Origin of the sequence: Actinosynnema sp. NPDC020468 (assembly GCF_040642015.1) — a bacterium.
GTDB lineage: Bacteria > Actinomycetota > Actinomycetes > Mycobacteriales > Pseudonocardiaceae > Actinosynnema.
Map to the genome: position 1 here is coordinate 77,802 of NZ_JBFAEO010000033.1, position 16,970 is coordinate 94,771.

Here is a 16,970-nt window from a genome sequence, read left to right on the forward strand (position 1 = left end):
CCGCGCCCGGACCCCGCGCCCGGTTCCCCGGGCGCGGGACGCGCGGTCATTCGGCGGGCAGCCGCCAGAGCGGGGAGACCGGGCCCACGCCCGCACCCAGCGGGTAGGCCGCGGCCACCGAGCGGACGATGAAGGACTTGCCGTAGGCGACCGCCGTCGGCACGTCCTCGCCGCGCGCCAACCGGGAGCAGATCGCCGACGCCAGGGTGTCGCCGCTGCCGTGGGTGTGCTTCACGTCGTAGCGCGGTCCGGGGAACTCGTGGAACCGGTCGCCGTCGTAGAGCAGGTCGACGCACTCCGGGTCGCTCCACAGGTGACCGCCCTTGACCAGCGCCCACGCCGGGCCCATCGCGTGCAGCGCCTCGGCCGCCCGGTACTGGTCCCGCCGGTCGGCCACCTCGATGCCGGTGATCAGCCGCACCTCGTCCAGGTTCGGCGTCACCAGCGTCGCGCGCGGGAACAGCTCGGTGCGCAACGCGTCCAGCGCGTCGTCGGCCAGCAGCTGCTGACCGTGCATCGACGCCGCGACCGGGTCCACCACGAACGGGATCGTCCGTCCGATGTGGACCTCGTCGCACGCCGCCGCGACCGCCTCGATGATGGCCGCCGACGCGAGCATGCCCGTCTTCGCCGCGTCCACCCCGATGTCCGAGGCGACCGCGACGATCTGCGCGGCCACCACGTCCGGCGGGATCTCGGTGAACCCGGTCACACCCAGCGAGTTCTGCACCGTCACCGCGGTGACCGCGGTCATCCCGTGCACCCCGCACGCGAACAGCGCGCGCAGGTCGGCCTGGAGGCCCGCACCACCGCCGGAGTCGGACCCGGCGATGGTGAGGACCTTGGGTGGGGCGACCGTCATCGGTCGAGCACCTCCTGACCGACCACCGGCAGGTAGACCTTGTTGCCCTGCTCGGCGAACTCGTCGGACTTCGCCGACATGCCCGCCTCGATGGCGTCCACTGTGGACAGACCGTGCTCCTCGGCGTAGCGCCGCACGTCCTGGGTGATCTTCATCGAGCAGAACTTCGGCCCGCACATCGAGCAGAAGTGCGCCGTCTTGGCCGGTTGGGCGGGCAGCGTCTCGTCGTGGAACGAGCGCGCGGTGTCCGGGTCCAGCGAGAGGTTGAACTGGTCCTCCCACCGGAACTCGAAGCGCGCCTTGGACAGCGCGTCGTCCCAGTCCTGCACGCCGGGGTGTCCCTTGGCCAGGTCCGCCGAGTGCGCCGCGATCTTGTAGGTGATCACGCCGGTCTTCACGTCGTCCCGGTTCGGCAGGCCGAGGTGTTCCTTCGGGGTCACGTAGCAGAGCATCGCGGTGCCGAGCCAGCCGATCTGCGCCGCGCCGATCGCCGAGGTGATGTGGTCGTAGGCCGGCGCCACGTCGGTCGCCAGCGGCCCGAGGGTGTAGAACGGCGCCTCGCCGCACCACTCCTCCTCCAGCCGCACGTTCTCCGCGATCTTGTGCATCGGCACGTGACCCGGTCCCTCGATCATCACCTGCACGTCCTTCGCGCGGGCCACGTGGGTCAGCTCGCCCAGCGTGCGCAGCTCGGCGAACTGGGCCTCGTCGTTGGCGTCCGCGATGGAACCCGGCCGCAGCCCGTCGCCCAGCGAGAACGTCACGTCGTAGGTCCGCAGGATGTCGCACAGCTCCTCGAAGTGCGTGTAGAGGAAGCTCTCCTTGTGGTGCGCGAGGCACCACGCGGCCATGATCGACCCGCCGCGCGACACGATGCCCGTGACGCGCTTCGCGGTCAGCGGCACGTACCGCAGCAGCACGCCCGCGTGCACCGTCATGTAGTCGACGCCCTGCTCGGCCTGCTCGACCACGGTGTCCCGGTAGACCTCCCAGGACAGCGCCGCCGGGTCGCCGTTCACCTTCTCCAGCGCCTGGTAGATCGGCACCGTCCCGATCGGCACCGGCGAGTTGCGCAGGATCCACTCGCGCGTCTCGTGGATCCGCCTGCCGGTCGACAGGTCCATGATGGTGTCCGCGCCCCAGCGGGACGCCCACACCATCTTCTCCACCTCGTCCTCGATGGAGGAGGACACGGCGGAGTTGCCGATGTTCGCGTTGATCTTCACGAGGAACTTCTTGCCGATGATCATCGGCTCGGCCTCGGGGTGGTTGCGGTTGAGCGGGATCACCGCCCGGCCGATCGCGACCTCGTCGCGCACGAACTCCGGGCTCATGCCCTCGCGCGCGGCGACGAACGCCATCTCGGGGGTGACGATCCCGGCCTTGGCGTACGCGAGCTGCGTCACCGCGCCGCCGACCGGGTCCTTCGCCCAGGTCTCCCGAAGCCTGGGAAGTCCACTGTGGACGTCGATGGTCGCGTCCGCATCGGTGTACGGACCGGAAGTGTCGTACAGGTCGACGTGCTCGCCGTTCGTCAGCTCCACCCGGCGGACGGGCACCCGCAGGTCGCCCACCTCCCGGTAGACCTTCCGCGAGCCGGAGAGCGGTCCCGTGGTGATGTTGGGCCGCACCGAACGGTCGTCAAGTGCCGTCACGACATTCCTCCCTACGCCGGCATTACCCGGTCAGGTTCCGGCGGTCGGTGGCGCGCTCAGCCACCCTCTCAGCCCGCTCCGGCGCGAGCTCCCGCGTGTGTTGAGTTGTCAGTTCGGGGTGTCCCCGGTCGCTGACCCTAGCCACGCCCCGGTTCCGATGCCAAGGAGCGGATGCCAAGCGGCCCCGTTTCGGGCTACCGTGCCCGCGTGGCTGATCACCGGCCGTTCCCGCCGGGCGCGCGGCGCGTGACCCGCCCGGCCGCCGTCGCGCCCTGCCCGTCGTGCGGCGACCTCGGCGGGCGCGGCTACCCCGGCTGCCGGTTCTGCGCCGAACTGGTGGACCAGCGCTGGCTGGTCGACTGGCAGGAGCTGCTGGCCGCCGAACAGCTCGCCGAGGGCGGCGCGGGCGAGCGCGAACTGGCCGAGCTGGTGCTGGCCGACGAGGTCGGCTGCCACCCGTGGACCTGCACGGACTGGGCGATGGCGCTGACCTCGTGCTCCCAGTGCGGCGAGGAGTTGGGCACCGGTCCGGTCGACTGCGTGCGCTGCGCGCTGGCCGACGAGCTGCGCTGGTCGTGGGACCACGAGGGGCACCCGCGGTCGATGACCGGCGGCGAGCACGCGCTCCGGGTGGCCCGCGCGACGTTGCGCGCACCGCACCGCCGCCGGGTCGCCGTCGTCGGCACCTGGCGCCTGCTGCTGCCGTTCCTGCTGGTCGGCGACCTGCCGACGACCGGCCAGGTGCTCCGGCTGCGGGCGCACGTGCTGGCCGGCGGCTACGACGCGCTCCTCGGGTGCGCGACCCACGTCGACCTGGTCGGGCTGCCGGAGCTGCCCTGGCGGCGGTCAGCGTGCGTCGAGCACCAGCCGAAGCCCCAGCGCGACGAGGACGCCGCCGGAGACGCGCTCCAGGGCGCGCCGGACCCCCGACCGGGAGAGCACGCCGCGGATCCGGTCTAGCAGCGTCACCAGCACCAGGTACCAGGCCGTGTCGACGGCCACCCAGACCAGTGCGAACACCACCAGCACGCCCTTGCCCGCGTCGACGGGCAGGAACTGCGGCAGGAACGACACCGCGAACACGCCGAGCTTCGGGTTGGCCAGGTTCACCACGAGCCCGGACCGGAACGCCGCGCTCGTCGGCGGCTCGACCGAGGGCGGCCGGGACGCGGACAGGAACGCCTTCACGCCCAGGTAGACCAGGAACAGCGCGCCCGCGATCCGCAGCGCGTGGTAGGCGACCTCCGACGCGGTGAGCAGCACCGAGAGCCCGAGCGCGGCGGCCACCGCCCAACAGGCGACCCCGACCTCCATGCCCGCCACCGTCGCCAGCGCGCTGCCCCGACCCCGCACGGACTGGCGCAGGACCATGGCGGTGCCGGGTCCGGGCGACAGCGCGATCAGGAACGAGGCCGCGACGAACGCGGTGAGGTGACTCCACATGCGGCCATCGTCACCCGCCTGTCCAGCGGTTATCGGGCCGGCCCGGTCAGTCCTCGTCGTCCGCGAACGGGTCCTCGGACACGGCCGGGTCCCAGGTCAGGCCCGGCACGCCCCAGTCGTTGGCCTTGAGCATCTTGCGCGCGGCGCGCTTGTGCCTGCCGACCAGCCGGTCGAGGTAGAGGAAACCGTCGAGGTGGTCGGTCTCGTGCTGGAGGCAGCGCGCGAAGAAGCCGGTGCCCTCGACCTCGATCGGCTTGCCGTCGAGGTCCGCGCCGGTGACCTTGGCCCACGTCGCGCGACCCGTCGGGTAGGACTCGCCGGGCGCCGACAGGCAGCCCTCGAAGTCGTCGTCCGGGTCGGGCATGCCGAGCGGGACCTCCGAGGTCTCCAGCACCGGGTTGACCACCACGCCGCGGTGCCGCACGCCCTCGTCGTCCGGGCAGTCGTAGACGAACACCCGGAGGTCCACGCCGATCTGGTTCGCCGCCAGCCCGACGCCGTGCGCGGCGGCCATCGTCTCGTACATGTCGTCGACCAGCGTGCGGAGCGCGTCGTCGAACACCTCGACCGGTCGGGTCGGGTGGTGGAGCACAGGCTCGCCGGCGATGACGATCGGGTGAACTGCCATGCGCGCAAGCCTATCCGGCGTGCCGGGGGAGACGCGCCGACCGATGAACCGACGACGACCAAGATCACGTGATGTAATTGCCCGGGACGCACGCGACACGGCTAGGGAGCCAGATGGACGCCGCAGAGGCACTGGCGCCGGCGGAGGGGCCGGACGACGGCCTGAACGACCGGGAACGCGAGATCCTGGCCTTCGAACGCCAGTGGTGGAAGTACGCGGGCGCCAAGGAACAGGCCATCAAGGAGCTGTTCGACATGTCGGCGACCCGGTACTACCAGCTGCTCAACGCGTTGATCGACAAGGAGGCCGCCGTCGCCGCCGATCCCATGCTCGTCAAGCGGTTGCGCAAGTCAAGGTCGGGCCGTCAACGCGCCCGCGCGGCGAAGCGGCTGGGTGTAGAGAACCGATGACCAACCCCGAATCCACGGGTTCCGCCCATCCCGCGCGCGCCGCGGGCATCGTGCTGCTCGGCGTCGCCGCGGTGGCCCTGGTGATCGGCGTGACCAGCCTGTTCCTCGGCGGCGGCGACCAGCAGGGCGCCCAACCCGACCCGTCGGGCACCAGCGCGACCGCCGGCACGTCCACCGGCGAGCCCGGCACCAGCGCCGGCACCCCGACCTCCGGTCCGGCCCAGGACACGTCCACGCAGGGCACGCCCGGCCAGACCACCGCCGCGCCGCCCACGACCGGCGCGCCGCCGACCGCGGGCACGGCGGGCACCACCGCGCCGCCCGCGACGGGTCAGCCGCCGGCGGGCACGAAGCCGCAGGTGCGGGTGTACAACAACAGCACCATGGCCGGGTTGGCCGCGCGCGCGTCCGAGGACGTCAAGCGCGCCGGCTGGGACGTCGCCGAAACCGGCAACTACTCCCAGGGCCAGATCCCGACCACCACGGTCTACTTCCGCCCGGGCACCGACGAGGAAGCCGCGGCCCAGCAGCTCGGCACCACCATCAAGGCCCGCGTCGAACCCCGCTTCCAGGGCATCCAGAGCGCGCACGCCGGGATCATCGTCATCGTCACCAACGACTACCAGGGCTCGTCGGCGGGCAAGGTCGGCTCGTAGGGCCGGGTGCCGCGGCCCTGGTCGCGTTGCCCGGCCGCTCAGCCCCGGCGGGCCTCGGCGTACGCGGCCAGCGACGCCAGCTGCGCCGGGTCGAGCGAGGGCCGCACGACCGTGCGCGCGGTCGCCAGGTGGGTCGCCGTCACCGACGCCGCCGCCAGGGACTCGCGCATCGCGGTCAGCGCCGCCTCCCGCACCAGCGCCGCGCAGTCGGCCGCCGAGTAGCCGTCCAGGTCCTCGGCCAGCGCGGTCAGGTCGACGTCGTCGCCCAGCGGGGTGTTGCGGGCCGACGCGCGCAGGATCGCGGCCCGCGCGTCCGCGTCCGGCGGCGGCACGTACACCAGGCGCTCCAACCGCCCCGGCCGCAGCAGGGCCGGGTCGATCAGCTCGGGCCGGTTCGTCGCGCCGAGCACCACCACGTCCCGCAGCGGCTCCACACCGTCCAGTTCGGTCAGCAGCGCGGCGACCACCCGGTCGCCGACGCCCGAGTCCGACGACTGGCCGCGCCGGGGGGCGAGCGCGTCGACCTCGTCCAGGAACACCAGCGCCGGCGCGGCCTCCGCGGCGCGGCGGAACAGCTCGCGCACCGCGCGCTCGGACTCGCCGACGAACTTGTCCATCAGCTCGGCGCCCTTGACCGAGAGCACGTTCAGCCGGCCCGACCCGGCGAGCGCCCGCACCAGGAACGTCTTGCCGCAGCCGGGCGGGCCGTACAGCAGCAGGCCGCGCGGCGGCGCGACACCCAGGCGGGCGAACGAGTCCGGGTACTGGAGCGGCCACAGCGCGGCCTCCGTCAGGGCCTGCTTGACCTCGGTCATGTCGCCGACGTCGTCCAGCGTCAGGCCGCCGGTGCGCAGGGTGTCCGAAGTGGACATCGAGATCGGCCGCACCGTGTCCAGCGCGCCGACGAGGTCCTCCTGCGCCACCCTCGGCTCGGCCTCGCCGCGCTGCCGCAACGCCGACCGCACGGCCGCCTCGCGGCGCAGGGCCACCAGGTCCGCCGCGACGAAACCCGGTGTGCGGTCGGCGACCGCGCCGAAGTCCACGTCGGACTCCAGCGGCACGTCGCGCAGCAGCACGCGGAGCAGTTCGGTGCGCACCACGCCGTCCGGCAGCGGCAGCACGAGTTCGCGGTCCACCAGGCCGGGCACCCGCAGCCGGGGGTCGATCGCCTCGGGGTGCGCGCTCGTCACCACGAGCGCGCAGGTCGGCGTCACGGCGGCGCGCAGCGCGTCCAGCACCGTGGTCGCCACCGGCGGCGGCGAGGACGCGGGCAGCAGCGCCTCCACGTCGGTCAGCAGCAGCACCGACGGTCCGGTGACCGCGTGCGCGGCGGCGATCGTGTCGGCCAGCCGGGACACCACCGCGTTCGGCTCGAGCACCGCGATGCCGGGCGCCGCGAGTTCGACCACGGTCGCCGACACCTCCTGCGCGACGGCCCGCGTCAAGGTCGTCTTGCCGACCCCCTCCGGTCCGCTCACCAGCGCGGCGAGACCGGGCGCGGCGCCGAGGCGGGCCAGCAGTTCGGGGTGGGTGAACGTGAGGTCGAGCCACTCGCCGAGCCGCCGGGCCGCGTCGTGCTGACCGACGAGATCGGCCAGGGGCACCGCGGGCGGCGCCTCGGCGACGACGACCGGTGGCGCGGCGGGAGGTTCGGGCACCTCGGCGTCGACCACGACGTCGTCCCGCCACCGCACCACGGTCGAGGAGCCGACGGCCACCGGCGCGCCCGCCGGTTCCACCGACGTGATGGTGAGCAGTTCGTTGGTCCAGGTCATGCCGATCGCGTTGGCGAGCGACCGGCGCGTCGCGCCGACGTCCAGACCGGGCGGCGGCGCGAGGTCCTGCGGCAGCAGCGACACCGCGTCGCCGACGGTCAACACCTTGCCGGTCAACGCCATCCGCAGCGTGCCGGGGGTGAGCGAGGTGCTCGCGAGCCGGGAGCCCGCGACCGTGACCGCGCGCGCCGGCGCGACCTCCACCGGCGCCACGACGACCTCGGAGCCTTCCACGAGACCGAGGTTGGACAGCGTCACGTCGTCCACCAGCACCACGCCGGGCGGTCCGTCGCCGGCCGCCGCGAGCGCCGCGCTGACCCGCGCGCCGGTCAACCGCACCGCGTCCCAGGCCCGCAGGCCGAGCGCGTCCAGCACCTCGGGGTGCAGTCGGACCACCCCGCGCCGGGTGTCCAGCGCGGACGGGGACAGGCGCGCGGTCAGCGTGATCACGCGGTCAGCGTAGTAGTCACGGACGCTGGTCGCGGCGCAGTCCCAGGTGTCGCCACCCACGCCTGCGCTGAGGCTGTTCCCCGGTCTCCGCAGGCCTGGTCTGCTCCGCCGCGCGCCGGGGCCTGCGCACCGCGCGCATGGCCGCGCCCGCGACCCGACCGCCGAGCGGGCGGCGCAGGCCGAGCCTGCGCGCCGCCACGCCGTGGGCGCGCTTGATGGCACGGCGGTCCGCCGCCGGCACCGACCACGCCTCGGGGTGCCGGGACAGCCAGTGGTAGCGGCGCACCGAGTACGGCAGGTGGCTCAGGTAGATCAGCATCGCCGCGATCAGCGCGACCAGCGGGAAGGTGATCACCGCCGCCGCGAGCAGGCCGACGACCACCAGCAGCGGCGCGATCAGCCGCGGCGGCACCTTGATCGACTTCACGGACAGCGTCGGTATCCGGCTCACCAGCAGCAGCGCGACGCCGACCGTCCACACGCCGACCACCCAGGGCGCCGACCACCACCCGCCCTCGCGGACCTGCTCGTCCACGATCAGCGGCAGCAGGAGCAGCAGGCCGCCCGCCGGCGCGGGCACGCCGACGAAGAACTCCTTGGCGAACGGCGGCTGCTCCACGTCCAGCAGCGTGTTGAACCTGGCCAGCCGCAACACCATGCACACCGCGAAGATCAGGCACACGACCCAGCCGATCCGGTCGCGGGAACCCTCGAACTTCCACAGGTACACCACCAGCGCGGGCGCCACGCCGAAGGACACCGCGTCGGCGAGCGAGTCCAGTTCGGCGCCCATCCGGCTGGTCGCGTCCAGCAGCCGGGCGAGCCGGCCGTCCAACCCGTCGAACACCGCGGCCGCCGCGATGGAGCCGATCGACGCGCCCCACATGCCGATGCTCGCGAAGTACACGGAGGACAACCCCGCGCACATCGCGAGCACGGTGATCGCGTTGGGCAGCAGCCGGATCCCCGGTCCGCTGGGCGCCATCTACAGCTCCGGGAGCGTGGCGAGGACGGTTTCGCCGCCGATGGTCTTCTGGCCCGCCTCGACCAGGACCGTGCTGCCGGCCGGCACGTACAGGTCGACCCGCGAGCCGAACCGGATCAGGCCGTAGGTCGCGCCGGCCGCCACCTTGTCGCCCTCGGCGGCCGAGCACACGATGCGCCGCGCGACGAGGCCCGCGATCTGCACGACCACGACGTCGTGGCCCTCGAAGGACCGCAGCCACACCGTGTTGCGCTCGTTGTCGTCGCTGGCCTTGTCCAGGTCGGCGGACAGGAACTTGCCCGGCCGGTAGGACACCTCGCGCACCACGCCCGACACCGGCACGCGCTGCACGTGCACGTCGAACACCGAGAGGAAGACGCTGATCCGGGTCATCGGCACGGGCCCGAGGCCCAGTTCGGCCGGCGGCACGGCCTCCACGACGTGCGAGACGGTCCCGTCCGCCGGCGCGACGGCGATGTTGGGCCGAGTGGGGGTCACCCGTTTGGGTTCGCGGAAGAACCACGCCACCCAGGCCGTGAGCAGCGCGCCCACGACGCCCGCGCGCTTGGACAGCCGGCGCACGAGGAGCGTCGCCACGGCGGCGCCCAGGACGAACGGGCGGCCCGCCGGGTTCATCGGGGGGACGATCCCCTTGGCCAGGTCTACGAAGTGGGACACGGCACCACTGTGCTGGTCGCGATCGGAGGTCATGACTCTTCCGTCAGAGGGCGGACGTGGAATGGCACACGCTACGCCGGCGCGGGTGGACCGCGTCCGGCCTGTCCGTGCGTCCCCCGACGAACGCACGGACAGGCCGGACGGGTGACCTGCCAGTGTAATCCACGTCACATGGAGTGACCAGCGTCAGGCCGTCACGACCCCGTCACGCAGGTCGCGGATCCTGGCACGCACGTCGGGCACCGCCCCCGGGTCCCGCACCGCGGGCGCGACCAGCGCGGACTCGTCCACCGGCGTCCCGTCGGCGGTCACCAACCGCCACGGGCCGCCCCAGTTCACCACGATCGACGCCCGGCCGGAGGACACCAGTTCGTGGACCACGGTCGCGGCCAGCAACTCCGTCACGACCTCCACCAGCGCCTCGCGGTCGTGCTGGACCTCGGGCCGCAGCACGTGCGGGCGCAACGCCTCGAGCCGGCCCTGCTCCAGCGCGTCCAACACCGAGTCCAGCGTGCCGCCGACACCCGCCTCGACACCGGCGTCGGACAGCACCCGGGCGTACCGCGCCACGTGCGTCGCGCCCGCCCGCGCCACGATCTCCGGCCAGTCGGCCACCGGGCCGAGGTCGCCGCGCACCATCCCGCGCTCCAGCTCGGGCACCCCGGCGACGAGCACCCACGCCGGCCGGTCGTCGGCCGGCACGTCCGGCGACGGCAGCGCCTCCATCGCGGCCACCCGCTCGCGGATCGGCGGGTGGCTGTCGAACACCGACTTCGCCTGCTCGTCCACCAGCCGGTCCTGGAGTGCGCCCAGCTCGGCGCCGCGGGTCGGGTCGTCGAGGAACGCCCGGAACCCGCCCAGCACCTGCGGCGTGCGGCCGGCGTCCAGTGCCAGCGAGACGTAGTCGCGGTGGTAGCCGTTCCACGCGGCGGCCAGCGAGGGCAGCCTGCGCAGCGCGGACTGGGCCGTGGCGCGGCCGGCGGCGGTCACCGACGCCTGGTCGGCGGACAGTTCCTGCGCGCGGTTCGCCGACGCCGCGACCATCGCGTAGAGCTTGGCGTACCAGCCGAGCGGGCGGCGCAGCACGTTGTCGCCCAGGTTGTCCACGGTGAGCGCCAGCGCGTTCTTCGCCCGGTAGGTCAGCGCGGACAACGTGGTGTGCCCGCCGCCGTAGTGGCCGAGCTCGTGCGCCAGCACCGAACGCAGCTCGCCCACCGACAACCCCGCGAGCAGCGGCAACCCGATCATCAGGTAGCGCGGGCCCGGCTTGAGGCCGAGCCAGCCGGTCTTCTCCCAGACCGCCGCGTTGACCTCCGGCACCAACCTGATGTCGTCCGGCGACCGGGTGCCCGCGACGACCGCCAGTTCGTCGACGACCCGCCACAGCTCCGGCTGCCCGGCGCGGGTCAGCGGCACGCCCTCCGGCTCCTGGCGCAGCCGGATCGCCTTGTACAGCGCGCCGCCGAGGGCGGCGACGACGACCAGGGTGAAGAACCCGGCCTTGATCCCGGCCGCGGCGGAGTGGCCGACGGTGAATCCGAGGACGGTGAGCGTGCCCAGTCCGAGGACCAGTCCGAGCACGATCACGAAGAACCCGACGAGCATGGCGACGGCGAGAAACGCGCGCATGGTGGTGAAACCCCTGGAAGACAGGCCGGCCCCCCGTGAATCGACCGGCGTGAGGGGGGAATCGTAAGCGGCGCGCGAGCCCGGACCTACAGGAACCGGACGGAAACCTCCGCGCCCGCGTCGAGTTCCGTCACGTCCTCGGGCACCTCGATCAGGCAGTCGCTCAGCGCCAGCGCGGACAGCAGGTGCGAACCGGGCCCGCCGACCGGCGTGACGACGCGACCCGACTCCGGGTCGTACCGGCCGCGGCGGAACTGGGTGCGGCCGGGCGGCGAGGTGAGCGGTGCGCTCAGGAACGCCCGCGCGGTGGGCCGCTGCACGTCGGACAGCCCCATCGCGGCGCGCAGCGCGGGCCGCACGAACACCTCGAAGGACACCTGCGCGCTCACCGGGTTGCCGGGCAGCGTGGCGACCGCGACACCTTGGTAGCGCCCGGAACCCTGCGGTCCGCCCGGCTGCATCGCGACCCGGGTGAACTCGACGCCGCGCCCGGTGAACGCGTCCTTCACCACCTCGTACGCGCCCGCGCTCACCCCGCCCGAGGTGAGCAGCAGGTCCACCGCCGCGAGCCGGTCGGCGATGGCCGCGTGGAAGGAGGCCACGTCGTCGGGCACGAACCGGAGCAGCTCGGCCTCGCCGCCCGCCTCGCGCACCGCCGCCGCCAGCATCACCCCGTTGGACTCGTAGATCTGCCCCGGCGCCAGGGGTTCGCCCGCCGCGACCAGCTCCGAGCCGGTGGACAGCACCAGCACCCGGACCCGCCGGCGCACCGGCAGCGCGCCGAAACCCAGTGCCGCGGCCAACCCCAGCTGCGCCGGGCCGAGCCGGGTGCCCGCGCGGAGCACCGTCGTGCCGACCGCGACGTCGTCCGCCGCCCGGCGCACGTTCTGGTCCGCGACCACGCCCCGGTCGACGCGCACCTCCCCGGTGCCCGCGTCGGTCCACTCGACCTGCACCACCGCGTCCGCGCCCGCCGGCAGCGGCGCGCCGGTCATGATCCGGTGCGCGGTGCCCGGCTCCAGCGGCGGCACGTCGGTGCGCCCGGCCGGGATGTCCGCCGCGACGGGCAGCACCACCGGCGTCGTCGCGACGTCGGCCGCGCGCACCGCGTAGCCGTCCATCGCCGAGTTGTCGAACAGCGGCAGCGGCACCGGCGCGACCAGGTCCGCGCCGAGCACCAGGCCCAGCGCGTCGGAGGTCGGCACGTCGACCACCGGCGTCGTGCCGACGAGGGCGGCGACGGTCGCCTGGTGCTCGGCGACCGTGGTGAGTGGTTGGGACACGCCACCCATCCTGCACCGGCCGTGCCAGACTGCCCGGACCGGTCGATCACCCGCCGAGGGGGAGCAGTGCAGGTCCGCACCCGCCACACACCGACGTTCGGAGTGGCCAGGCTGGTGCTCGCGCCGGCCGAACCCGTGCTGGTCGACCGCGCGTCGCTGGTCGCCACCAGCTACGGCGTGGCGTTCGACACCAGGGCCAAGGTCGGCGGCGTCGCCGGCACCGTGTGCACCGCCGGTCCCGAGGGCGGCTGGGTCGACGTCGCGCCCGCGTTGCCCGGCGACCTGCACGTGATGGAGCTGGACGGCAACGGCGGCTGGTGCGTCGCGCGCAACAGCTGGCTGGCCGCCGCCGGCACCGTGGCGATGGACCCGTCCGCGCCGCCGGTGCGCGCGCTGCACGGCGGCGACAACGGTTTCCTGCACTACCTCTACGGCACCGGACCCGTGGTGCTCGCGTGCTACGGCGTGCTGGACCTCGTGACGCTGGACGCGGGCGAGCTGGTCACCCTGGAGAGCGGGCACGTCGTCGGATTCGCGGACACCGTGCAATGCCGCCTCCGGGCCGTTTCGCCGGGCTCTTTCCAATCGGTGCGGAATGGTGAGGGCCTGGTCCTCGACTTCGCCGGTCCCGGCCTCGTGCTGACCAGGACGCGCAGTCCGCGCAGTCTCGTCACTTGGTTGCGGGACAACGGATTCAGCGCTCGCTCATGACTCCATAAGGAGGTATCGGCGAACCCCTCCGTGGCTCTAGCGTGGCGGTTTCGCTCAGGTATTTCTCGAAGGAGGACGTCTTGGCTGTCGGCACGGTCAAGTGGTTCAACTCGGAGAAGGGGTACGGCTTCATCGCCGCCGACGGTGGGCCGGACGTCTTCGTCCACTACTCGGCGATCCAGATGGAGGGTTTCCGCACGCTGGCCGAGGGCGACCGCGTGGAGTTCGAGATCCAGGCCGGCCGGGACGGCCGCAGCCAGGCGTCGGACGTCCGGAAGGCCTCGTGACCTCCGCCCGGCCCGCCGGCGCGGCGGGTCGGGCGTTTCCGGTGAACCGTGCGCGTGTCGCAAGTCGAGGACGTTAGGCTCCCACGCGTGTCGGAGGACCTGAGCGGGCGACGACTGGGCCACTACCGGATCGACGGTGTGCTCGGGCGCGGTGGCATGAGCGTGACCTACCGGGCCACGGACGTCCGGCTCGGCCGCAAGGTGGCCCTCAAGGTCATCGGCGAGCACCTGACCGCCGACGCCGAGTTCCGCGAGCGCTTCGTGGACGAGGCCCGCAACACCTCGGCCATCGACCACGCGAACATCGTCCCGCTCTACGACTTCGATGAAGTCGACGGCCTCCTCTACATCGCGATGCGCCTGGTCGACGGCCAGGACCTCGCCTCGCACATCAAGGACGGCCCGCTGACGCCCGCGCGCACCCTGGTGCTGCTCGGCCAGGTCGCCGAGGCGCTGGACATGCTGCACGGCAAGGGCCTCGTGCACCTGGACGTGAAGCCGGCGAACGTGCTGGTCACGACCAAGGAGGCGGTGCGCGAGCACGTCTACCTGGCCGACTTCGGGCTGACCAGGCGCGGCGCGACCGGGCACCGGACCCGCACCGGCGACTTCCTCGGCTCGCCCACCTACGCCGCGCCCGAGCACCTGCGCGGCGAGCCGTTGGACGGCCGCACCGACCAGTACGCGCTCGCCTGCATGCTCTTCGCCTGCCTGTCCGGCCGGCCGCCGTTCCAGGGCGGGGTGCAGGACGTGATCCAGGGGCACCTCAACACCGAGATCCCGGCGCTGACCTCGCTGGTCGCGCTGCCGCCCGCCATCGACGACGTGCTGCGCCGCGGCACGGCCAAGGACCCCAACCAGCGGTTCGGGTCCTGTCAGGAGTTGATCTCGGCGGCCCGCGCGGCGCTGGCGAACGCGCCCCAGCAGGCCGTGCCGGCGCCACCGCAGCAGGCCCGCCCGGTCGGTCCGGCGCACCCGCACACCGGCGGGCTGCCCGTGCAGCAGCCGCCGCCCGGCTACCGGCCGCCGCAGCCCCAGCAGCAGTACCAGCCGGGCTTCCCGGCCGAGCCGGTCCGGCTGCGCCCGCCCGCGCCGGTCGGGGTGAACGCGTTCGGCACCACCCGCAGGCCGCGTCCCGCGTGGGTCGCGCCGGTCGTCGTGGGCGGCGTGGCGATCGTGCTGATCGTCGTGTTGATCCTCATCCTCACCCCCAAGGACGAGAAGCCGACCGGTGGCGGCTCGACCACCACCACGGGCCAGTCGATCCAGGTCGGGGACTCCACGTCCGGGTCGAAACCCCTCCCGACGAGCGTGTCGGTGCGCCCGTCCAGGTGACCCCTCTCCTTGCACTCTCCGCCGTCGAGTGCTAAACACGGAACTGGCACTCGGGCCATCCGAGTGCCAGACACGCCGGCTGGGTTGGTGAGGCGCGGGTCCTTCGGGCCCGGGTCGTCCGTCGCGGGCACCGCACCTGGCCAAGCACCGTGTTCCGCTGCGGGCGACTAGTCCGCAGTGGCCCCACAAGACGGACACAAGGCGGAGGAACACACCGCAATGGCCAAGATGATCGCGTTCGACGAGGACGCCCGCCGCGGTCTTGAGCGTGGCATGAACACTCTCGCGGACGCCGTCAAGGTGACGCTGGGTCCCAAGGGTCGCAACGTCGTGCTCGAGAAGAAGTGGGGCGCGCCGACCATCACCAACGACGGCGTCTCCATCGCCAAGGAGATCGAGCTCGAGGACCCGTGGGAGAAGATCGGGGCCGAGCTCGTCAAGGAAGTGGCGAAGAAGACCGACGACGTCGCCGGTGACGGCACGACGACGGCCACCGTGCTGGCTCAGGCCCTGGTCCGCGAGGGCCTGCGCAACGTGGCCGCCGGCGCCAACCCGCTGGGTCTCAAGCGCGGCATCGAGCAGGCCGTCGAGGCCGTCATCGAGCAGCTGCACAAGACCGCCAAGGAGGTCGAGACCAAGGAGCAGATCGCCGCCACGGCGTCCATCTCCGCGGGCGACTCGACCATCGGCGAGCTCATCGCCGAGGCCATGGACAAGGTCGGCAAGGAAGGCGTCATCACCGTCGAGGAGAGCAACGCTCTCGGGCTCGAGCTCGAGCTCACCGAGGGCATGCGCTTCGACAAGGGCTACATCTCCGGGTACTTCGTGACCGACCCCGAGCGTCAGGAAGCGGTCCTCGAGGACCCGTACATCCTGCTCTACGGCTCGAAGATCGCGTCCGTGAAGGACCTGCTCCCGCTGCTGGAGAAGGTCATGCAGGGCGGCAAGCCGCTGCTGATCATCTCCGAGGACGTCGAGGGCGAGGCCCTGGCCACGCTCGTCGTGAACAAGATCCGCGGCACCTTCAAGTCCGTCGCCGTCAAGGCGCCGGGCTTCGGCGACCGCCGCAAGGCGATCCTCCAGGACATCGCGATCCTCACCGGTGGTCAGGTCATCACCGAGGACGTCGGCCTCAAGCTGGAGAACGCCGACCTGTCGCTGCTGGGCAAGGCCCGCAAGGTCGTCGTGACCAAGGACGAGACCACGGTCGTCGAGGGTGCGGGTGACGCCGAGCAGATCCAGGGCCGCGTCAACCAGATCCGCGCCGAGATCGACAAGTCCGACTCGGACTACGACCGCGAGAAGCTCCAGGAGCGCCTGGCGAAGCTCGCCGGCGGTGTCGCGGTCATCAAGGCCGGCGCCGCCACCGAGGTGGAGCTCAAGGAGCGCAAGCACCGCATCGAGGACGCGGTGCGCAACGCCAAGGCCGCCGTGGAAGAGGGCATCGTCGCCGGCGGCGGCGTGGCCCTGCTCCAGGCCGCCGAGGCCGCCTTCGCGGGCCTGAAGCTCGAGGGCGACGAGGCCACGGGCGCCAACATCGTGAAGGTCGCGGTCGAGGCCCCGCTGAAGCAGATCGCCATCAACGCCGGCCTCGAGGGCGGCGTCGTGGTGGAGAAGGTCAAGGGCCTCCCCGTCGGCCACGGCCTCAACGCCGCGACCGGCGTCTACGAGGACCTGCTCGCCGCGGGCGTCCCGGACCCGACGAAGGTCACCCGCTCGGCCCTCCAGAACGCCGCGTCGATCGCCGCGCTGTTCCTGACGACGGAAGCCGTCGTCGCCGACAAGCCGGAAAAGGCGGGCTCCGCCCCGGCCGTCCCGGACGCCGGCGGCATGGACTTCTGAGTCCAGGCACCGAGCACAGCACCACCAGCACCACCTGAACGACGGAAAGGCCCGGCCCCCCAGTGGGAGCCGGGCCTTTCCCGTACCCCCACCCGCCTACCCACTCACGCTCCACCCTCCGCCGGCCAAGCCCCCAGCACCCCAACCGGACAGCCAAGCCCCCCAGCACCCAATCCGGCAGCCAAGCCCCCAACACCGATCCAACAGCCGTCCTCACGCGCCAGAGGCGCGCACGCCTAACGCCGCGGCCTCGTGTTCTCCCCGTATGGCCTGGGCGAAGCCCAACCGCATTTGGCACGGGGGCGCCGAGAACTCAGGACCGCCGCCCAATCTCGAAAAGC

The 16,970-nt window shown here is 72.8% G+C and carries 16 protein-coding genes and 1 riboswitch; of the genes, 7 read left to right on the plus strand and 9 right to left on the minus strand.

The features are described 5' to 3' along the window. Nucleotides 1-46: 46 nt before the first annotated feature. Together thiD and thiC are read right to left on the minus strand one after the other, a co-directional pair. A complete protein-coding gene (gene thiD, locus AB0G50_RS23300; RefSeq protein WP_360112083.1) occupies nt 47-862 on the minus strand; it encodes a bifunctional hydroxymethylpyrimidine kinase/phosphomethylpyrimidine kinase in 816 nt (271 codons plus the stop codon). Then, on the minus strand, nt 859-2,517 hold the full coding sequence (gene thiC / locus AB0G50_RS23305; protein WP_360112085.1) for a phosphomethylpyrimidine synthase ThiC: 1,659 nt from the start codon (nt 2,515-2,517) through the stop codon (nt 859-861). Before thiC ends, thiD begins: the two co-directional genes overlap by 4 nt. Beyond that, a riboswitch (TPP riboswitch) is annotated at nt 2,508-2,622 on the minus strand. (Overlaps the previous gene by 10 nt.) Nucleotides 2,623-2,724: 102 nt before the next feature. Between thiC and AB0G50_RS23310 the strand changes: the two genes are divergently transcribed. Next, nucleotides 2,725-3,477, plus strand: coding sequence for a hypothetical protein (locus AB0G50_RS23310; RefSeq protein WP_360112087.1), 753 nt, complete (start codon nt 2,725-2,727; stop codon nt 3,475-3,477). Here the strand turns inward: AB0G50_RS23310 and AB0G50_RS23315 are convergent. Together AB0G50_RS23315 and AB0G50_RS23320 are read right to left on the minus strand one after the other, a co-directional pair. Further along, the gene (locus tag AB0G50_RS23315) at nt 3,364-3,960 is read right to left on the minus strand and encodes a LysE family translocator (protein WP_360112088.1); all 597 of its coding nucleotides are present in this window, start codon (nt 3,958-3,960) and stop codon (nt 3,364-3,366) included. The genes AB0G50_RS23310 and AB0G50_RS23315 overlap by 114 nt on opposite strands. 46 nt (nt 3,961-4,006) lie before the next feature. Next, entirely contained in the window at nt 4,007-4,588 is a 582-nt protein-coding gene (locus AB0G50_RS23320; RefSeq protein ID WP_360112090.1) for a peptide deformylase, read from the minus strand. Between the two features lie 113 nt (nt 4,589-4,701). Here AB0G50_RS23320 and AB0G50_RS23325 point away from each other — a divergent pair, with 113 nt between their 5' ends. Beyond that, the gene (locus AB0G50_RS23325; RefSeq protein ID WP_360112092.1) at nt 4,702-4,998 is read left to right on the plus strand and encodes a DUF3263 domain-containing protein; all 297 of its coding nucleotides are present in this window, start codon (nt 4,702-4,704) and stop codon (nt 4,996-4,998) included. Continuing rightward, nucleotides 4,995-5,654 carry a LytR C-terminal domain-containing protein gene (locus AB0G50_RS23330; RefSeq protein WP_360112094.1) on the plus strand — a complete coding sequence of 220 codons (660 nt, stop codon included), beginning with the start codon at nt 4,995-4,997 and terminating at the stop codon, nt 5,652-5,654. The genes AB0G50_RS23325 and AB0G50_RS23330 overlap by 4 nt, the downstream gene beginning before the upstream one ends. Before the next feature lie 38 nt (nt 5,655-5,692). Here the strand turns inward: AB0G50_RS23330 and AB0G50_RS23335 are convergent, their stop codons facing one another. From AB0G50_RS23335 to glp, 5 genes are all read right to left on the minus strand, one after another. Beyond that, on the minus strand, nt 5,693-7,879 hold the full coding sequence (locus AB0G50_RS23335) for an AAA family ATPase (RefSeq protein WP_360112096.1): 2,187 nt from the start codon (nt 7,877-7,879) through the stop codon (nt 5,693-5,695). A gap of 16 nt (nt 7,880-7,895) precedes the next feature. Beyond that, complete coding sequence (pssA, locus tag AB0G50_RS23340; RefSeq protein ID WP_360112098.1) at nt 7,896-8,864, minus strand: CDP-diacylglycerol--serine O-phosphatidyltransferase; 969 nt, start codon at nt 8,862-8,864, stop codon at nt 7,896-7,898. Beyond that, nucleotides 8,865-9,575 (minus strand): phosphatidylserine decarboxylase, encoded by a 711-nt coding sequence (locus AB0G50_RS23345; RefSeq protein WP_360112100.1) that lies wholly within the window; start codon nt 9,573-9,575, stop codon nt 8,865-8,867. Nucleotides 9,576-9,728: 153 nt separating this feature from the next. Then, nucleotides 9,729-11,171, minus strand: coding sequence for a M48 family metallopeptidase (locus tag AB0G50_RS23350; RefSeq protein ID WP_360112102.1), 1,443 nt, complete (start codon nt 11,169-11,171; stop codon nt 9,729-9,731). Between the two features lie 86 nt (nt 11,172-11,257). Further along, nucleotides 11,258-12,463, minus strand: a complete 1,206-nt coding sequence (gene glp / locus AB0G50_RS23355) for a gephyrin-like molybdotransferase Glp (protein WP_360112104.1) — start codon at nt 12,461-12,463, stop codon at nt 11,258-11,260. 57 nt (nt 12,464-12,520) lie between these two features. On the opposite strand from glp, the gene AB0G50_RS23360 reads away from it, so the two are divergent. The 4 genes from AB0G50_RS23360 (at nt 12,521) to groL (ending at nt 16,629) form a co-directional block, all read left to right on the plus strand. Next, nucleotides 12,521-13,165, plus strand: a complete 645-nt coding sequence (locus tag AB0G50_RS23360; protein WP_360112106.1) for an AIM24 family protein — start codon at nt 12,521-12,523, stop codon at nt 13,163-13,165. Between the two features lie 80 nt (nt 13,166-13,245). After that, complete coding sequence (locus AB0G50_RS23365; protein ID WP_033432301.1) at nt 13,246-13,452, plus strand: cold-shock protein; 207 nt, start codon at nt 13,246-13,248, stop codon at nt 13,450-13,452. 87 nt (nt 13,453-13,539) lie between these two features. Continuing rightward, a complete protein-coding gene (locus tag AB0G50_RS23370) occupies nt 13,540-14,787 on the plus strand; it encodes a serine/threonine-protein kinase (RefSeq protein WP_360112109.1) in 1,248 nt (415 codons plus the stop codon). A gap of 219 nt (nt 14,788-15,006) precedes the next feature. Further along, the gene (gene groL / locus AB0G50_RS23375) at nt 15,007-16,629 is read left to right on the plus strand and encodes a chaperonin GroEL (protein ID WP_360112111.1); all 1,623 of its coding nucleotides are present in this window, start codon (nt 15,007-15,009) and stop codon (nt 16,627-16,629) included. The last annotated feature ends 341 nt before the right edge of the window (nt 16,630-16,970 follow it).

Bases quoted from the DNA above. Each gene is read 5' to 3' on its own strand.
- thiD (WP_360112083.1), bottom strand. From the start codon at position 862: ATGACGGTCGCCCCACCCAAGGTCCTCACCATCGCCGGGTCCGACTCC.
- AB0G50_RS23315 (WP_360112088.1), bottom strand. From the start codon at position 3,960: ATGTGGAGTCACCTCACCGCGTTCGTCGCGGCCTCGTTCCTGATCGCG.
- AB0G50_RS23320 (WP_360112090.1), bottom strand. From the start codon at position 4,588: ATGGCAGTTCACCCGATCGTCATCGCCGGCGAGCCTGTGCTCCACCAC.
- AB0G50_RS23325 (WP_360112092.1), top strand. From the start codon at position 4,702: ATGGACGCCGCAGAGGCACTGGCGCCGGCGGAGGGGCCGGACGACGGC.
- AB0G50_RS23330 (WP_360112094.1), top strand. From the start codon at position 4,995: ATGACCAACCCCGAATCCACGGGTTCCGCCCATCCCGCGCGCGCCGCG.
- pssA (WP_360112098.1), bottom strand. From the start codon at position 8,864: ATGGCGCCCAGCGGACCGGGGATCCGGCTGCTGCCCAACGCGATCACC.
- AB0G50_RS23345 (WP_360112100.1), bottom strand. From the start codon at position 9,575: ATGACCTCCGATCGCGACCAGCACAGTGGTGCCGTGTCCCACTTCGTA.
- AB0G50_RS23350 (WP_360112102.1), bottom strand. From the start codon at position 11,171: ATGCGCGCGTTTCTCGCCGTCGCCATGCTCGTCGGGTTCTTCGTGATC.
- glp (WP_360112104.1), bottom strand. From the start codon at position 12,463: ATGGGTGGCGTGTCCCAACCACTCACCACGGTCGCCGAGCACCAGGCG.
- groL (WP_360112111.1), top strand. From the start codon at position 15,007: ATGGCCAAGATGATCGCGTTCGACGAGGACGCCCGCCGCGGTCTTGAG.